Consider the following 16,436-nt stretch of genomic DNA (forward strand, 5'->3'; position numbering starts at 1 on the left):
GAGTAAAGCTTTCCGGGCCAGCGTCTCGCGAGGAGCTCGGCCGGCCACGGCAAAGGGCTGGGAAAGTTGGCGATTATACCGTCATTTGAGGGCATTGCCGCGCGCCCGGTCGGCCTGGTGTTGAGTACTTGGCATGTCTGGCGCACAAGAAAACGGCTGTGCTGATCCTGGCCGGGCGTGTGTTCACCTTCCTGCGCGCTGGCAAAGAAAAAGTGCAATCCGGAAAATCAGGGACAGTTACGCGGTGTATTCAGGGGATTGTCAGGGAGAGTCAGCGAGTATTGTGGTCGCTCGCCAAAACGGGACCGTTCACAGGGCGGCCCACCCATTCCCGGAGAACAAGAATGAAAAGCCTCAAGGCGCAGCTACTGTCTGCGCTGGTCGTGATGTGGATCGGTTTGCTGGCGCTGGCCGCCTGGTCCGCCTTCAGCGCCCGTGAAACCATGATCGAAGAACGCAAGGATGGCCTGCGCCGCGTGGTGGAAGCCGCCAACGGGGTGGTCAACAGCTATGTGGCCGATGTCGCGGCCGGCAAGATTTCCAAAGAGGAAGCCCAGAAGAACGCGCTGGAACGCATCGCTGCCATGCGCTACGACGGCGACAACTATCTCTTCATTTTCGATTCGCGCCCGGTGGTGTTGATGCTGCCCTCCAACAAGGCGATGATCGGCAAGAACGTGGCCGACCGCAAGGATTCCGAAGGCAAGGCCTATTACGTCGAGATGATGAAGGTCGGCCAGGAAAAACAGCACGGCTTCGTGCAATACATGGGCCGCCTGCCTGGTACCGACGACAGCAATCGCACCCCCAAAATGAGCTATGTGGTGCACAACAAGACCTGGGACTGGTTCATCGTCACGGGCGTGTTCCTCTCCGATGTGCAGGCCCAGTTCCGCTCCGACCTGTTCAAATTGCTCGGTATCCTGGTGGTGGTCGGTGGACTGGTCTCGCTGATGATGCTGGCCATCATCCGCCGCATCACCGGTAGCCTCGGTGGCGAGCCGGCCTATGCGGTGGCCATCGCCACGCGCATTGCCAGTGGCGACCTGACGGTGCGGGTCGATACCCGTGCCGGTGACAATCGCAGCCTGCTCTTCGAGATGGCCACCATGCGCGAGCGGCTGGGCGGCGTCATCAAGGGCATCCGCCAGGGCACCGATGCCATCGATATCGGCGCGCGCGAGATTGCAGCGGGCAACCTGGACCTGTCTTCGCGCACCGAAGAGCAGGCCGGTTCGCTGGCCACTACGGCCTCCAACATGGATACCCTGACCGCCACCGTCAAGCAGAACGCCGACAACGCTCGCCAGGCCGGTCAGCTGGCCAACAATGCCTCGGAAATCGCCAAGCGCGGCGGCGAGGTGGTGGGGCAGGTGGTGCAGACCATGGAGGGCATCACGGAAAGCTCGCGCAAGATCTCCGACATCATCGGCGTGATCGATGGCATTGCTTTCCAGACCAATATCCTGGCCCTGAATGCGGCGGTGGAAGCCGCCCGCGCCGGCGAGCAGGGGCGCGGCTTTGCGGTGGTGGCCTCGGAAGTGCGTTCGCTGGCCCAGCGCAGTGCCCAGGCGGCCAAGGAGATCAAGGCCCTGATCGAGGATTCGGTGCAGCGCGTGGGCGATGGCTCGGACCAGGTGGCTCGCGCCGGGGAGACCATGGGCGAGGTGGTGTCGGCGGTGCATCGCCTGACCGACATCGTCAGCGAGATTTCGGCGGCCTCCGAGGAGCAGCGCCGGGGCATCGAGCAGGTCAACCTGGCCATCGGCGAGATGGATCAGGTGACCCAGCAGAACGCGGCCCTGGTCGAAGAGGCGGCCGCTGCAGCCGGTTCACTGGAAGAGCAGGCGCGACGCCTGAAGGCCGCGGTGGCGACCTTCCGCGTCGAAGGAGAGGAGAGCACCGCAGCGCCCGCGCCGATGGCTGCCCCCAAGGTTGCGCCTGTTGCGGCCAAGGCAGCAATCCCGGTCAAACCACTGCCCAAGCCTGCGGCCAAGCCCCTGGTCAAGGCGGCCGCGCCGCTGCCACCACCAAGCAAGCCTGCAGCCCCCGCCAAACCGGGCTCTGCGGGCAGGTCATCGCCCGCAAACGATGATGGGGATTGGGAGACCTTCTGATTTTCTCGGATTGAAATGAAGAAATGGACGCCGTACCGGGTGCGCTCGATACGGCGTTTTTCATGGGGCCAGCGCATCGGACAAGAGGGCGGAAGCAGGCATCCTGGCGCGGTTTTTGGTCTGGCCGGGCCCGTGCGATGTTATGATACCGGCCGTTCCGGAAGCAAAAATCCCGCTTCCTCTTAACTGATTCAATTTGTCGATAACGTGCGTCTAACTTCCATCAAATTATCTGGATTCAAGTCCTTCGTCGAGCCTACGCACTTCCAGGTTCCGGGGCAGCTGGTGGGTGTGGTCGGGCCCAATGGCTGCGGCAAATCCAACATCATCGACGCCGTGCGCTGGGTCCTGGGCGAATCCAAGGCCTCCGAGCTGCGTGGCGAGTCGATGCAGGACGTCATCTTCAACGGCTCCACCCACCGCAAGCCGGCCGGGCGCGCCTCGGTCGAACTGGTATTCGACAACTCCGCCGGCAAGGCGGCCGGCCAGTGGGGCCAGTACGCCGAAATCGCTGTCAAGCGCACGCTCACGCGCGACGGCACCTCGTCCTACTACATCAACAACCAGTCCGTGCGCCGCCGCGACATCCAGGACATCTTCCTCGGTACCGGCCTGGGCCCGCGCGCTTACGCCATCATCGGCCAGGGCATGATCTCGCGCATCATCGAGGCGCGTCCTGAAGAGCTGCGCATCTTCCTGGAAGAAGCCGCGGGCGTGTCGAAGTACAAGGAACGCCGCCGCGAGACCGAGAACCGCCTGCACGACACCACCGAAAACCTTACGCGCCTGGAAGACATCCTGCGCGAACTGAACGCCAACCTGGAAAAGCTGGAAGCGCAAGCCGCCGTGGCCAAGAAATTCCACGAGCTGCAAAACGACCAGGAAGAAAAGCAGAAGCTGCTGTGGCTGCTGCGCAAGAACGAAGCCAAGGCCGAGCAGGAGCGCTTCTTCAAGGAAATCGAACGCGCCCAGATCGACCTGGAAGAGCAGACCGCCAAGCTGCGCCACGTCGAAACCGAACTGGAGCACATGCGCCAGGCGCACTACGCCGCCGGCGACCGCCTGCACCAGGCGCAGGGCCACCTGTACCAGACCAATTCCGAGATCGGCAGCCTGGAAGCGCAGATCAAGTTCGTCATCGAATCGCGCAATCGTCTGCAGGCGCAACTGAACTCGCTGGGCGCGCAGCGCGACCAGTGGCAGCGCCAGGGCACGCAGCAGCAGGAAGAACTGGCGGAAGCCGAGATCCAGCTGGAAGAATTCGGCATGCGCGTGGAGCAAGCCCAGCACGCCGTGCAGGACACCAGCGACCGCCTGCCCTCGCTGGAATCGGCCTGGCGCGAGTCGCAGGTCAAGACCACCGAGTCGCGCGGCAAGATCATGCAGGTGCAGCAGCAGATCGAACTGCAGTCCACGCACCAGCGCAATGCCTCCAACATCCTCTCGGGCCTGGCCGTGCGCCGCGAACGCCTGCTGCAGGAAAAGAGCGGCATGGCCCTGCCTGACGAGACCCACCTGTCCAACCTGCGCATGCAGCTGGAAGAAAAGCAGGCCTCGCTGGAAGAGGCGAGCATGTATCTGGAAGAGGCGCAGGAGCAACTCCCGCGCCTGGAAGAAGAGCGCCGCACCGCCCAGGAACTGGTCAGCAAGGAAACCTCGGCCAATGCCCAGCTGGAAGCCCGCCTCACCGCCCTGAAGCAATTGCAGGAAAGCGTGCAGGCCCAGGGCAAGGTCCAGCCCTGGCTGGAAAAGCACGGCCTGGCCGAGCTGCCGCGCCTGTGGCAGAAGCTGCACATCGAATCCGGCTGGGAAACCGCGCTGGAAGCGGTGCTGCGCGAGCGCATGTCGGCCCTGGAAATGTCCAACCTGGACTGGGCCAAGGCCTTCTTCAGCGACGCCCCGCCGGCCAAGCTGGCGCTGTACGCCCCCAATGCCGGCCTGGCCCAGCCCGAAGCCCAGCCGGTGGCGGGCCTGAAGCCCTTCGTGACCCTGCTGCAGTTGAATGATCCGGGTCTGCGCGCCCTGATGAACGACTGGCTCAATCACATCTACATCGCCGACGACACGGCCACCGCCTTTGCCGAGCGCGCCAAGCTGCCACTGGGCGGCTTGTTCGTGACCCGCCAGGGCCATGTGGTGAGCAATGCCAGCGTGCGTTTCTATGCCTCCGATTCGGAGCAGGACGGCATGCTGGCGCGCCAGCAGGAAATCGAGAACATCACCAAGCAGCAACGTGCCCAGGCTATGCTGGCCGAGGAAGCCAAGGGCCGTGCCGTGCGTGCCGAGGCAGCCCTGTCGGGCGCATCGCAGCGTCTGCAGGAACTGCGCCAGCGCGTCAATTCGCTCACGCAATCGGCACACAGCCTGCAGATCGAGGTGATGAAGCTGGCCGAAGTGCAGGAGCGCTTCAACCAGCGCAGCACCCAGATCGCCACTGATCTGGAAGAAATCGGGATGCAGGAAGCCGAGCAGCAGCAGGTGCAGGCCGAATCCGAGGCCCGCTTCGAAGAGCTGGACATCGAACTGGCCGAACTGCAGGAACAGCACGAGAACGGCCAGACCGATTACCTGAACAAGGAACAGCAGCTCAACGACGCCCGCACCCGCCTGCGCGAGCTGGAGCGCGCCGCCCAGGAAACCGAGTTCGCCGAGAAGTCGCATCGCAACAAGATCGAGGAACTCAAGCGCGGCATTGCCACCGCCCTGGAACAGGCGGCGCAACTGTTTGCCAGCATGCAGCAAGGCTCGCTGGAACTGGAAAGCCTGGATGACCAGGCCGCCCAGGCCGGCCTGCAGGAATTGCTGGACCGCCGCAGCGAGCAGGAACGTGCGCTGGCCGATGCCCGCCACGAGCTGGATCAGCTGTCCCAGCAACTTCGTTCACATGAAGAATCGCGCATGCAGGCTGAACGCAGTCTGCAGCCCCAGCGTGACCGCATCACCGAACTGCAACTGAAGGAACAGGCCGCGCGCCTGAACCAGGAGCAATTCTCCGAAGCGCTGGCGCAGACCCAGGCCGACGAGGCCGCGCTGTCGGAAAAACTGACCAGCGACATGCGTCCGTCCTACCTGCAAGGCGAAGTGACGCGCCTCACCAATGCCATCGCCGCGCTGGGGGCGGTCAACCTGGCCGCGCTGGACGAACTGGCCACGGCTTCCGAGCGCAAGCACTTCCTCGATGCCCAGCATGCCGACCTGAACGAAGCCATCACCACGCTGCAGGATGCGATCCACAAGATCGACATGGAAACCCGGGATTTGCTGCAGGACACCTTCGACAAGGTCAATCACCACTTCTCGGAACTGTTCCCGGTGCTCTTCGGCGGCGGCCAGGCCAAACTCATCATGACCGGCGACGAGATCCTCGATTCCGGCGTGCAGGTCATGGCGCAGCCGCCGGGCAAGAAGAACGCCACGATTCACCTGCTCTCCGGTGGCGAGAAGGCACTGACCGCCACGGCCCTGGTGTTCTCCATGTTCCAGCTCAATCCGGCCCCGTTCTGCTTGCTCGACGAAGTGGACGCGCCGCTGGACGATGCCAACACCGAACGCTTCGCCAACATGGTCAAGCGCATGTCGGAGTACACCCAGTTCCTCTTCATTTCCCACAACAAGATCGCCATGGAAATGGCGCAGCAGCTGATCGGGGTGACCATGCAGGAGCAGGGCGTGTCGCGCATCGTGGCGGTGGACATGGAGTCGGCCGCCAACTTCTCCAGCGCCGAGCAGGCCGCCTGATGATTTGTGCGGCAATGGCCTGCGGCTTTGTCGGCTTGACAAGCAGGGGGTGTGACCGTACCCTGAAAACCTTGCCGGCCAGCCCGCAGCGGGCGCAAGCCCCAGCTGGAACCGTTCTGATTCGGCCCCCACGGGCCATGGAAAAATAACAATATCTTGACCGCGCACTTGCCGTACCCGATCCGTCCGATACCCCTGCATGGCTCCGCTGAGCCGGTGCAGGCGGCTGCCAGCGCTGCGGCAGCATCGACGGAGCGCCGTGTGAGCGGCCCGCGCGGTCCAGGCTTTCTTGGATTGATAGGATTCGGATTTCTTCGATGAGCAGCTTTTCCCAGCCGACCATGCCACGCGGCGCCCATGATGGCGCCCTCCAGCCCGCCAGCCTGAAAGGTCGTGCAGCATGATGATGGATCTCCAGACCAGCCTGATCATCCTGGGCGGCGTCTTCGTCGCCGGGGTCATCACCTACAACAAGTGGCAGGAGCACAAGGCGCGCAAGACCGTGGAGCGCGCCTTTTCTTCGTCCCATGATGATGTCCTGATGTCGCCGGACGAGCCGGCGGCCACGGCCGAGCCCGTGTTCGCACCGCCCGTGTCCGAGCGCACTGCGCCTGCGCCGCGGATGGCCGAGCCGACGCTCGACGCTGATGCCGGACGCGCCGAGCCCTCCTTCTACGACCTGCCCGAACGCAAGCCGGTCCCGGCTCCGGTGAAGGCCTATCAGGAACAGGCCGAGTTTGAGCCGCGTGAACCCTTCCTGGGTGAGCCGCCGGTGAGCACGGCTGCGCCCGCCGGAGCCGCTGCCGATGAAGCCGTGCTGGGTGAAGCGATGGCCCAGGCACCGCAATCGACGGTGGCCCAGGTCATTGCCGGAGCGGAAGAGCAGGGCGATACCGTCCCCGCCTTCACGCCGCCGCCCGAGATGCAGGCCCGCCTGGCCCCCAAGCGCGAATTGCCGGTGGACGAACTGATCGACTGCAACATCCCCATCGCCCTGGAAAACCCGCTGCGCGGCGACAAGCTGCTGCCGATGCTGCAAGGCCTGCGCCATGTCGGCAACAAGCCGGTGCATTTCATCGGCCGCACCACCGACGGCGACTGGGAAGCCATCGCCCACGGCAGCATCTACAACGCCTTGCTGGCGGGTGCGCAGCTGGCCAATCGCAGCAATGCCATCAACGAGATCGAGTATTCGGAACTGGTCATGCGCCTGCGCGACCTGACCGATTCGCTCTCGGGCGAGCCGGAACTGCCGGACATGCCGGACGTCATCCGCACCGCCCAGGCGCTGCACCAGTTCATCATTGACCATGATGCGCAACTGTCGGTGAACGTGCGTTCGCAAGGCGCGCCCTGGAGTCTGGCGACCTTGCTGGCCGCACTGACCCGCCAGGGTTTCGATCGCCGTACCGAAGGCTATCTGGTAATGCAGGATGGCGAAGGTGAAGTGCTCTTCGCCCTCTCCACCAATGCCACGCCGACCGATGAAACCACCGATCGCCTGACCCTGTTGCTGGACGTGCCCCGTGTGGCGCCGTCGCGCGATGGCTACGGTGCTCTGGTGGCCTGCGCCAAGTCGCTGTCGGCTCGCCTGGGTGGCGTCATCGTCGATGACAGCGACCAGCCCCTGACCGATGAAGCCCTTTCCGATATCGCCGAACAGGTGGCCGCGTTCTACAGCGCCATGGAATCGGCCGAGATCCCTGCCGGTTCCACCCGTGCCTTGCGCTTGTTCAGCTAAGGCCGCGTTTTTACTCCCCCTACGATGCAAGACGACTTGTTTTCCGCCGGACGGCCCCCGCAAGGGGAGCCGGACTGGCTGTCGCGCGCCCGTGTGCTGCGCGACGAACTGAACCGCCACAACCACAGCTATTACGTACTCGACCAGCCCAGCATCCCGGACGCGGAATATGACCGCCTGTTCCAGGAACTGCAGGCACTGGAAACCGCCCATCCCGAACTGTTGACGCCTGATTCGCCGACGCAACGCGTGGGTGCCGGTCCGCTGCCGCAGTTCGAACCGGTGCGCCATGACATCCCCATGCTCTCGCTGGGCAACGGCTTTGCCGACGAAGACATCGAAGCCTTCGACAAGCGCGTGCGTGATGGCCTGGAAACCTTGCAGGAAGTGCGCTACGCCACCGAGCTGAAGTTCGACGGCCTGGCCATCAGCCTGCGCTACGAAAACGGCGTTCTGGTGCAGGCCGCCACGCGCGGCGACGGCACCACGGGCGAGAACGTGACCGCCAACATCCGCACCGTGCGTGCCATTCCCCTGCGCCTGCACGGCGAAAACCTGCCGCAGGTGATCGACGTGCGTGGCGAAGTGCTGATGTACAAGGACGACTTCGCGCGCCTGAACCAGCGCCAGCGCGATGCCGGGCAGAAGGAATTCGCCAACCCCCGCAATGCCGCCGCCGGCAGCCTGCGCCAGCTGGATTCCCGCATCACCGCGCAACGCACGCTGCGCTTCTTCGCCTATGGCATTGGGGTGCTGGAAGGGGCAGAGATGCCGGCTTCGCACTCGGCCCTGCTGGACTGGTATCAGCAACTCGGCCTGCCGGTGTGCAAGGAGCGCGCCGTGGTGACGGGGGCTGCCGGTCTGCTGGACTTCTTCCGCAGCATCGGTGCCAAGCGCGAACGCCTGCCTTACGAGATCGACGGCGTGGTCTACAAGGTGGACCGGCTGGACCAGCAGAAGCACCTGGGCTTCGTCTCGCGCGCTCCGCGCTTTGCGCTGGCCCACAAATTCCCGGCGCAGGAAGCGCTGACCGTGGTACAGGACATCGAAGTGCAAGTCGGCCGCACCGGTGCCATCACTCCTGTGGCGCGCCTGAATCCCGTCTTCGTCGGTGGGGTGACAGTCACCAACGCGACCCTGCACAACGAAGATGAAGTCCGCCGCAAGGACATCCAGATCGGCGACACCGTCATCGTGCGCCGCGCCGGTGACGTGATTCCGGAAGTGGTGGCCTTCGTGCCCGAGAAGCGTCCGGCTGATGCGCGCGCCTTCGTCATGCCGGCCAACTGCCCGGTGTGCGGCTCGCCCATCGTGCGGGCGGAAGATGAAGCAGTGGCACGCTGTTCGGGCGGCTGGCTGAAATGTTCAGCACAGCGCAAGGGCGGACTGCAGCATTTTGCTTCACGCCGCGCCATGGACATCGAAGGTCTGGGCGAGCAACTGGTCGAGCAACTGGTGGATCGCCAGGTGGTCAACACGCCGGCGGATCTGTATCGCCTCGGCTTGTCGGCGCTGGCCGAACTGGACCGCATGGCCGAGAAATCGGCGCAGAACGTGCTGGATGCTCTGCAGAAGTCCAAGACCACCACGCTGGCACGTTTCATCTACGCGCTGGGCATCCGCCACGTGGGCGAAGCCACGGCCAAGGAACTGGCGCGCCATTTCGGCGGCATCGACAAGCTGCTCGCCGCCAGTGAAGAACAACTGCTGGAAGTGGCCGATATCGGTCCGGTGGTCGCCGCCTCGATCCGTGCCTTCTTCAATGATCCGATCAATGTCGAGCTGGTCGAGCAGTTGCGCGCGGTCGGTGTGCACTGGCCCGAGAGCGAGGGCGTCGATGCCGGTGCCAAGCATCTGGCCGGCAAGACCTTCGTGTTGACCGGCACCTTGCCCAACCTGTCGCGCGATGAGGCCTCGCAGCTGATCGAAGCGGCTGGTGGCAAGGTTTCCGGTTCCGTGTCGAAGAAAACCAGTTACGTGGTCGCCGGGGCCGAAGCCGGCAGCAAGCTGGCCAAGGCCGAGGAGCTGGGCATCGCCATCCTCGATGAGGACGCACTGAAGGCGCTTTGCGCCGGTCAGGATGCGTCAGAAACGTAATCACCTTGTCTTTTTATTCATATAGAATGCCGCCCGTAAGCAGTCCCGTTCCCGGGACTGCGGTGCAGGATTCACCGCATCACGCCATAACAACATAACAAGACCCATCCTTACCTCGGAGTCATGATGATCAAGAAGATCAAGAAAGCCGTTTTTCCTGTCGCCGGTCTCGGTAGCCGCTTCCTGCCCGCCACCAAGGCCCAGCCCAAGGAAATGCTGCCCATCGTCGACAAACCGCTGATTCACTATGCCGTGGAAGAGGCGGTCGCCGCCGGCATCACGGAAATGGTGTTCATCACCGGCCGCAACAAGCGCGCCATCGAGGACCACTTCGACAAGGCCTACGAGCTGGAATCCGAGCTGGAAGCCGCCGGCAAGAAGAAGCTGCTGGAGATCGTGCAGAACGTGGTGCCCAAGAACGTCAACTGCATCTTCATCCGTCAGTCCGAGCCGCTGGGCCTGGGCCACGCCGTGCTGTGCGCGCGTCCGGTGGTGGGTGAAGAACCCTTCGCCATCCTGCTGGCCGATGACTTCATGGACACCGATGAGGGCGTCAAGCCGGTGCTCGCACAGATGACCGACATCTATGCACGTGAAGGCATGAGCATGCTGGCCGTGCAGGAAGTGCCCAAGAACGATACCCGCCAATACGGCATCGTCAGCGCCACGCCTTACCAGCCGGACCTGGAGCGCATCAACGCCATCGTCGAAAAGCCGGCCCCGGAAGAAGCCCCGTCCACGCTGGCCGTGGTGGGGCGCTATGTGTTGAACAGCCGCATCTTCCACTACCTGGAAAACATCCCGCGCGGCGCTGGCGGCGAGATCCAGCTCACCGACGGCATCGCCAAGCTGATGCAGGCCGAATCCGTGCTGGCCTACCGTTACCAGGGCCAGCGTTATGATTGCGGTTCCAAGCTGGGTTACCTCAAGGCCATGGTGGCCATGGGCCTGAAGCACCCGGAAACCGGTCCGGCCTTCTCGGAATACCTGCAGGAAGTGGCCAGCAAGGCGCGCTGATCGCCGCTGCTGTCCAGCGCCTGCCTCTGGCGCGGCGCACTGCACTGCTTGCACAATGACGGCCGGTTCCTGCCGGGCGTCTTTCATGGAGAGCTTCAATGGCAATACGCGAGATCCTCAAAATGGGCGACCCGCGCCTGCTGCGCCAGGCGCAGCCGGTCACGCAATTCGGTACGCCTGAACTGGCGCAATTGGTGGACGACATGTTCGAGACCATGCGTGCCGTCAACGGTGCCGGGCTGGCCGCGCCCCAGATCGGGGTCGACCTGCAGCTGGTGATCTTCGGCTTCGGCCACAACCAGCGCTATCCGGAGGCACCGGCGGTGCCGGAGACGGTGCTCATCAATCCGGTGCTGACGCCCTTGTCGGACGAGGAAGAAGAGGGCTGGGAAGGCTGCCTGTCGGTGCCCGGCATGCGCGGCGTGGTGCCGCGCTGGAGCCGTTTGCGCTATCAGGGCCTGGACTTGCACGGCAACGAGATTGACCGCACCGTCGACGGCTTCCATGCCCGCGTGGTGCAGCATGAGTGCGATCACCTGCAGGGCATCCTGTATCCGATGCGCATCCGCGACTTCCGCCAGTTCGGATTCACGGAAGTGCTGTTCCCGGATCTGGATCCCAACCAGGACGACTGAACAAGGACGCTGCAAAAAAAACATCCCGGCACCAGGCCGGGATGTTCGTTTCAGGACCGATGAAACCGTATATCGGCCATCAGGCGTTTTCCTTCACACGCTGGTCGATGTGCGCCAACGCCTCTTCCACCTGGTCGATCAGGATCAGGCACAGGTCGCCGGGCTGCAGGGTAGCGAGGGCGGTATCGATGGCGACGAATTCGCCGTTGATTTCCTTCACATCCTTGGTACGCTTGGCCCCTTCGAGGCCCTGGCGCAGCAGCGCAATCACTTCGCCGTCTTCACGGCCGCGCTGGCACTGATCCTGATACAGCACCACTTCATCGAAGGCATCGCCCAGCAGTTCGGTCTGGCGGGTGATGTCGACGTCGCGGCGGTCGCCGGCACCGCTGATGACCACCGAGCGGCGCTTGGCGGGCAGGCTGTCGACGGCCTTGATGAGGGCCTGGATGGCATCCGGATTGTGGCCGTAGTCGGCGATCAGGGTGGCCCCCTTGTAGTCGAACAGGTTGAAGCGCCCCGGTGCGGTGCCGCTGTCGCTGATGAAGCTGGCCAGGGCACCGGTGATCTGTTCCCAGTCCAGGTTCAGCGCCCAGGCCGCACCCACGGAAGCCATCACGTTCTCGACCTGGAAGCCGATGGCGCCGCTGCGGGTGAGCGGAATGCCGGACAGCTTCAGGCGTTTTTCGAACGTGCCTTGCGCTGCCACGATGGCGTCGCCGTCTTGATAGACGATGCGGTGGCCCTGCGCGCGGTGGGTGGCCATGATGGGGTGGGTCGGGTCCAGCGCGAAGAAGGTCACAGAGCCGGGGCAGGAGGCGGCCATCTTGGACACCATCGGGTCCGCCGCATTCAACACGGCAGTGCCGGTCGGCGCCACGTTCTCGACGATGACGCGCTTGACCACGGCCAGGTCTTCCACGGTGCTGATGTAGGACAGGCCCAGGTGGTCGCCCATGCCGATGTTGGTGACCACGGCCACGGCGCAGCGGTCAAAGCCCAGGCCTTCGCGCAGCACGCCGCCACGGGCGGTTTCCAGCACGGCAGCATCGACATCGGGGTGGAACAGCACATTGCGGGCGCTGCGTGGGCCGCTGCAGTCGCCGGTATCGGTGCGCTGGCCATCGATGTAGACGCCATCGGTATTGGTCATGCCCACGCGCAGGCCGGTCTTGGCCAGCAGGTGCGTGATCAGGCGCACGGTAGTGGTCTTGCCGTTGGTGCCGGCCACGGCCACCACCGGGATGCGGCCATCGTCGCCATCGTCGTACATCGTCGAGATGATGGCTTCGCCGACATCGCGCGCCTTGCCGTAGGACGGCGAGAGGTGCATGCGCAGGCCGGGTGCGGCGTTGACTTCGACGATGCCGCCGCCTTGTTCTTCCAGCGACATGTGCACCGAATTGCAGACCACGTCCACGCCGCAGATGTCGAGCCCGACCATTTGCGCAGCGGCGATGGCGCGTGCGGCCACATCCGGATGCACGTCGTCGGTGACATCGGTGGCGGTACCGCCGGTGGAGAGGTTGGCGTTGTTGCGCAGGACCACGCGCACGCCCTGGGCGGGAATGGCTTCCGGGTCCAGGTTCTGGCCGGACAGCACCGACAGGGCGATGTCGTCCAGGCGGATCTTGGTCAGCGAGGTGGCGTGGCCGTCGCCGCGCAGCGGATCGGCGTTGACCTGGTCGATCAATTGACGGATGGTGTGCACGCCGTCGCCGATGACTTGCGGCGGATCGCGGCGGGCCGCAGCTACCAGGGTCTTGCCGATGACCAGCAGGCGGAAGTCGTGGCCGGGCAGGTAGCGCTCGACGATGACTTCATCGCTGATCAGGGCGGCGTTGTTGAAGGCGCGGGTGATCTGTTCCGGGGTGCTGATGTTGACGGCCACCCCCTTGCCCTGGTTGCCGTCCAGCGGTTTGATGACCACCGCCGAACCGATTTCCTCGGCGGCCTTGAGGGCATCTTCCACGGTCTCGACCACGCGGCCGTTGGGGACCGGCACGCCAGCGGCGTGCAGCAGCATCTTGGTCAGGTCCTTGTCTTGCGCAATCGATTCGGCGATGGCGCTGGTGTTGCTGGTCTCGGCGGCCTGGATGCGCTTCTGGCGGCTGCCCCAGCCGAACTGGACCATGCTGCCCTGGGTCAGACGGCGATACGGGATGCCGCGCTTGATGGCGGCGTTGACGATGGAGCCGGTAGAAGGGCCCAAGCGTACATCTTCATCCAGTTCGCGGATGCGGGCCAGCGCACCAGTCAGGTCGAAGGGGGTGTCGGCCTGGGCGGCGCGCACCAGTTCCAGTGCCAGGTCGAAGGCCAGGCGGCCGACTTCTTCTTCGCTGTACTCCACCACCACCTGGTAAATGCCGGTCTCGACGGTGGAGACCGTGCGGGTGAAGGTCACCGGGCAGCCGGCCTGGTTCTGCAGCGCCAGGGCGGCAGCAGCCAGGGCGTGCGCCATGGAGACGACCTGCTTGCCGCCATCGGGTTCGAGGAAGCCGATCTGCGGGAAGCGGGCGCGCAGGCGCAGTTCGAAGCCGGGCATGTCATCGATGACGCGCTCGTTTTCCGGGCAGGAAACGATGGCCTCGATGGCAGTGTGTCTGCTCCAGAGATTGGGGCCGCGCAGGGCGCGAATGCGGGATACGTCCATGGACTCGTTTTCCTAGATGTCTCTTGATCTTGATTCAGTCAGTCTTGCAGGTCACGCCGGTTCAGGCGGCCTGGCTCTTGAACTTCAGGCCTTGCTCCTCGGCGCGCTCGGTGCCGAACAGCTCGATGCCGGCACGGATCACCTCCGGGCCGATGCCCAGGGCCCAGGCGGCGCCGACGGCGGCCAGCACGTTCTCGACCTGATAGGCCACCGCGCCGTTTTCGGTCAGGGGGATGGCATCCACCGAGCTGACCTTGCACTGGCGCTCGCCATCGGCCTGGATCAGGTCGCCATCGCGCAGGAACACGGCGCGGCCGCCTTCCTTCAGGTGGCTGGCCAGCAGTTCGGAAGCCGGGTCGGTGCTGAAGAAGATGACTTCGCCATCGCACAGCTGGGCCATGTCGGCCACCAGCGGGTCGTCGGCATTGAGCACGGCAGCCCCTTCCGGCAGCACCAGGTCGACCTGGGTACGCTTGACCTTGGTGGCGATCTGCTCGGCGTTCTCGATGTAGAACTCGGGCAGGCTGTCGGTGGGATCGATATTGGCGACCACGCCGACCAGGCAGCGGTCATAAGCCAGGCCTTCGGCCAGGATGGCGGCGCTACCGTTCTCGAACACGGCAGCTTCCACGGCGCGGTTGAGCAGCACGCGATGGGCAGCATCCCAAGTGGCGCGGTTGCCGCGCTCGATCTGGCGTTCGCCGAAGTACAGGCCCTCGCCGCAGGCCAGGCCCACGTGCTTGCCCGACAGGTGCACGATACGGGCGATTAGGCGCGAAATGGTGGTCTTGCCATGCGTGCCGGTGACGCCGACGATGGGGATGCGGCCATTTTCTTCCGGGCCGAACAGGTTGTCGATGATGGCTTCGCCGACCGGACGCGGCTTGCCGTCCGAGGGCTTCAAATGCATCAGCAGGCCGGGGCCGGCATTGACTTCGACGATGGCACCGCCCTGGTCCTGCAGCGGGCGCGAGATGTCTTCGGCCACGATGTCGACACCGGCGATGTCCAGGCCGACGATGCGCGCGGCCAGGGAAGCGGCAGCTGCCACGCTGGGGTGGACCAGGTCGGTGATGTCGGAGGAGACATTGCCATTGCGCAGCAGCAGGATGCGGCGGCCGGCGGCGGGGACCGATTCGGTGGTCAGGTTCTGGCGCTGCAGTTCCAGCACGGCGGCCGGTTCGCGGTCCAGCAGCACCGGGTCCAGCAGGTGTTCTTCCAGCAGGCCGCGGCGCGGGTCGCGGTTCAGTTCATCCAGCAGGTCCTGCACGGTGGACTTGCCATCGCCGACGATGAAGATCGGTTCACCACGGGCGGCGGCGGCCAGCTTGCCGCCGACGATCAGCAGGCGGTGTTCCAGGCCCGGCACGAAGCGCTCGACCAGCACGCCGCTGCCTTCTTCCAGCGCGACCTTGTAGGCGGTCTCGATTTCTTCCCGGGTGTTCAGGTCGATGAAAACGCCGCGGCCATGATTGGCATCGCAGGGCTTGACCACCACCGGCAGGCCGATGTCCTGGGCGGCATCCCAGGCGTCTGCGGGGCTGTCCACCAGACGGCCTTCGGGCACCGGCACGCCACAGGTTTCCAGCAGCGACTTGGTGAGATCCTTGTCACGCGAGATGCCTTCGGCAATCGCGCCGGTCTGGTCGGATTCGGCGGTCCAGATGCGGCGCGACTTGCAGCCGTGGCCCAGTTGCACCAGGTTGCCTTCGGACAGGCGAATGGTCGGGATGCGGCGCTCGTCGGCGGCGTCCACGATGCAAGCGGTGCTGGGGCCCAGGCACAGGCGATCCACCATGCGGCGCAGCTTGCGCAGAGTGGTGTCGAGGTCGAAGGGCTGGTTTTCCATGGCGGCCAGCACCAGGTCGCGGGCGGCAAAGAGCGCTGCGCGGGTGACCGTTTCATGGCGCGCACGCACCACCACCTTGTAGACGCCGCGCACGTTGGTCTCGCGCGCCTTGCCGAAGCCGCCAGGCAGCCCGGCCAGGTTCTGCAGTTCCAGGGTCACGTGTTCCAGGATGTGGCCGGGCCAGGTGCCTTCGTGCAGGCGCCGCACGAAGCCGCCGCGCTCTTCGTAGCTGCAGCGGTGTTCGATCAGGGTGGGCAACCAGGTGGTGAGGCGGTCGACGAAGCCGGGAATGGTATTGGAGGGAAAATCTTCCAGTTCGCCGATATCGATCCACACTTCGAGGGCGGAGCGGTAGGTCCAGATGTTGGGACCCTTGAGATTCAGAAAACGGAGGAATTCGATGTTTTTCATGTGTGGTGGATAGTCCGCTGTAATTGCCCAAGCCAGGATGCCGATGCTGGCTGCATCGCACGTGCCGCCCTGCGCACGCCGGTCAGCGCTCTGTCAGAATAACGCATGGTTCACTAACGCGCAGGGCGAGTTTTGGTTTACTGCATTTGCCAACTGGAATAACTGAATGAAATGGAGT

The 16,436-nt window shown here is 64.5% G+C and carries 8 protein-coding genes; 6 read left to right on the plus strand and 2 right to left on the minus strand.

From position 1 onward, the window contains the following. The first annotated feature begins 344 nt into the window (after positions 1-344). The 6 genes from E2K99_RS11305 to def all read left to right on the plus strand — a co-directional run bounded on the left by E2K99_RS11305 (position 345) and on the right by def (position 11,345). Positions 345-2,117 carry a methyl-accepting chemotaxis protein gene (locus E2K99_RS11305; RefSeq protein ID WP_134222260.1) on the plus strand — a complete coding sequence of 591 codons (1,773 nt, stop codon included), beginning with the start codon at positions 345-347 and terminating at the stop codon, positions 2,115-2,117. A 207-nt stretch (positions 2,118-2,324) separates the two neighbouring features. Continuing rightward, a complete protein-coding gene (gene smc / locus E2K99_RS11310; protein ID WP_084320190.1) occupies positions 2,325-5,855 on the plus strand; it encodes a chromosome segregation protein SMC in 3,531 nt (1,176 codons plus the stop codon). A gap of 400 nt (positions 5,856-6,255) precedes the next feature. Beyond that, the gene (locus E2K99_RS11315) at positions 6,256-7,596 is read left to right on the plus strand and encodes a cell division protein ZipA C-terminal FtsZ-binding domain-containing protein (protein ID WP_134222261.1); all 1,341 of its coding nucleotides are present in this window, start codon (positions 6,256-6,258) and stop codon (positions 7,594-7,596) included. 24 nt (positions 7,597-7,620) lie between these two features. Next, on the plus strand, positions 7,621-9,693 hold the full coding sequence (ligA, locus tag E2K99_RS11320; RefSeq protein ID WP_134222262.1) for an NAD-dependent DNA ligase LigA: 2,073 nt from the start codon (positions 7,621-7,623) through the stop codon (positions 9,691-9,693). A 126-nt stretch (positions 9,694-9,819) separates the two neighbouring features. After that, positions 9,820-10,710: a UTP--glucose-1-phosphate uridylyltransferase GalU gene (gene galU / locus E2K99_RS11325; protein ID WP_039789660.1), complete on the plus strand. Its 891-nt coding sequence runs from the start codon at positions 9,820-9,822 to the stop codon at positions 10,708-10,710. Positions 10,711-10,808: 98 nt separating this feature from the next. After that, complete coding sequence (gene def, locus E2K99_RS11330; protein WP_121039964.1) at positions 10,809-11,345, plus strand: peptide deformylase; 537 nt, start codon at positions 10,809-10,811, stop codon at positions 11,343-11,345. Positions 11,346-11,424: 79 nt separating this feature from the next. On the opposite strand, the gene cphA is transcribed toward def, so the two are convergent. Then, positions 11,425-13,998 (minus strand): cyanophycin synthetase, encoded by a 2,574-nt coding sequence (gene cphA / locus E2K99_RS11335; protein ID WP_134222263.1) that lies wholly within the window; start codon positions 13,996-13,998, stop codon positions 11,425-11,427. Positions 13,999-14,059: 61 nt separating this feature from the next. After that, on the minus strand, positions 14,060-16,258 hold the full coding sequence (locus E2K99_RS11340) for a cyanophycin synthetase (protein WP_134222264.1): 2,199 nt from the start codon (positions 16,256-16,258) through the stop codon (positions 14,060-14,062). Positions 16,259-16,436 lie beyond the last annotated feature (178 nt).

It is taken from the genome of Herbaspirillum huttiense, assembly GCF_004367745.1.
Lineage (GTDB): Bacteria > Pseudomonadota > Gammaproteobacteria > Burkholderiales > Burkholderiaceae_D > Herbaspirillum > Herbaspirillum huttiense.

What these genes read in the sequence shown, in the direction of transcription:
- E2K99_RS11340 (WP_134222264.1), bottom strand. Translation starts at nt 16,258, where the DNA reads ATGAAAAACATCGAATTCCTCCGTTTTCTGAATCTCAAGGGTCCCAAC.
- galU (WP_039789660.1), top strand. Translation starts at nt 9,820, where the DNA reads ATGATCAAGAAGATCAAGAAAGCCGTTTTTCCTGTCGCCGGTCTCGGT.
- def (WP_121039964.1), top strand. Translation starts at nt 10,809, where the DNA reads ATGGCAATACGCGAGATCCTCAAAATGGGCGACCCGCGCCTGCTGCGC.
- cphA (WP_134222263.1), bottom strand. Translation starts at nt 13,998, where the DNA reads ATGGACGTATCCCGCATTCGCGCCCTGCGCGGCCCCAATCTCTGGAGC.
- E2K99_RS11315 (WP_134222261.1), top strand. Translation starts at nt 6,256, where the DNA reads ATGATGATGGATCTCCAGACCAGCCTGATCATCCTGGGCGGCGTCTTC.
- ligA (WP_134222262.1), top strand. Translation starts at nt 7,621, where the DNA reads ATGCAAGACGACTTGTTTTCCGCCGGACGGCCCCCGCAAGGGGAGCCG.
- E2K99_RS11305 (WP_134222260.1), top strand. Translation starts at nt 345, where the DNA reads ATGAAAAGCCTCAAGGCGCAGCTACTGTCTGCGCTGGTCGTGATGTGG.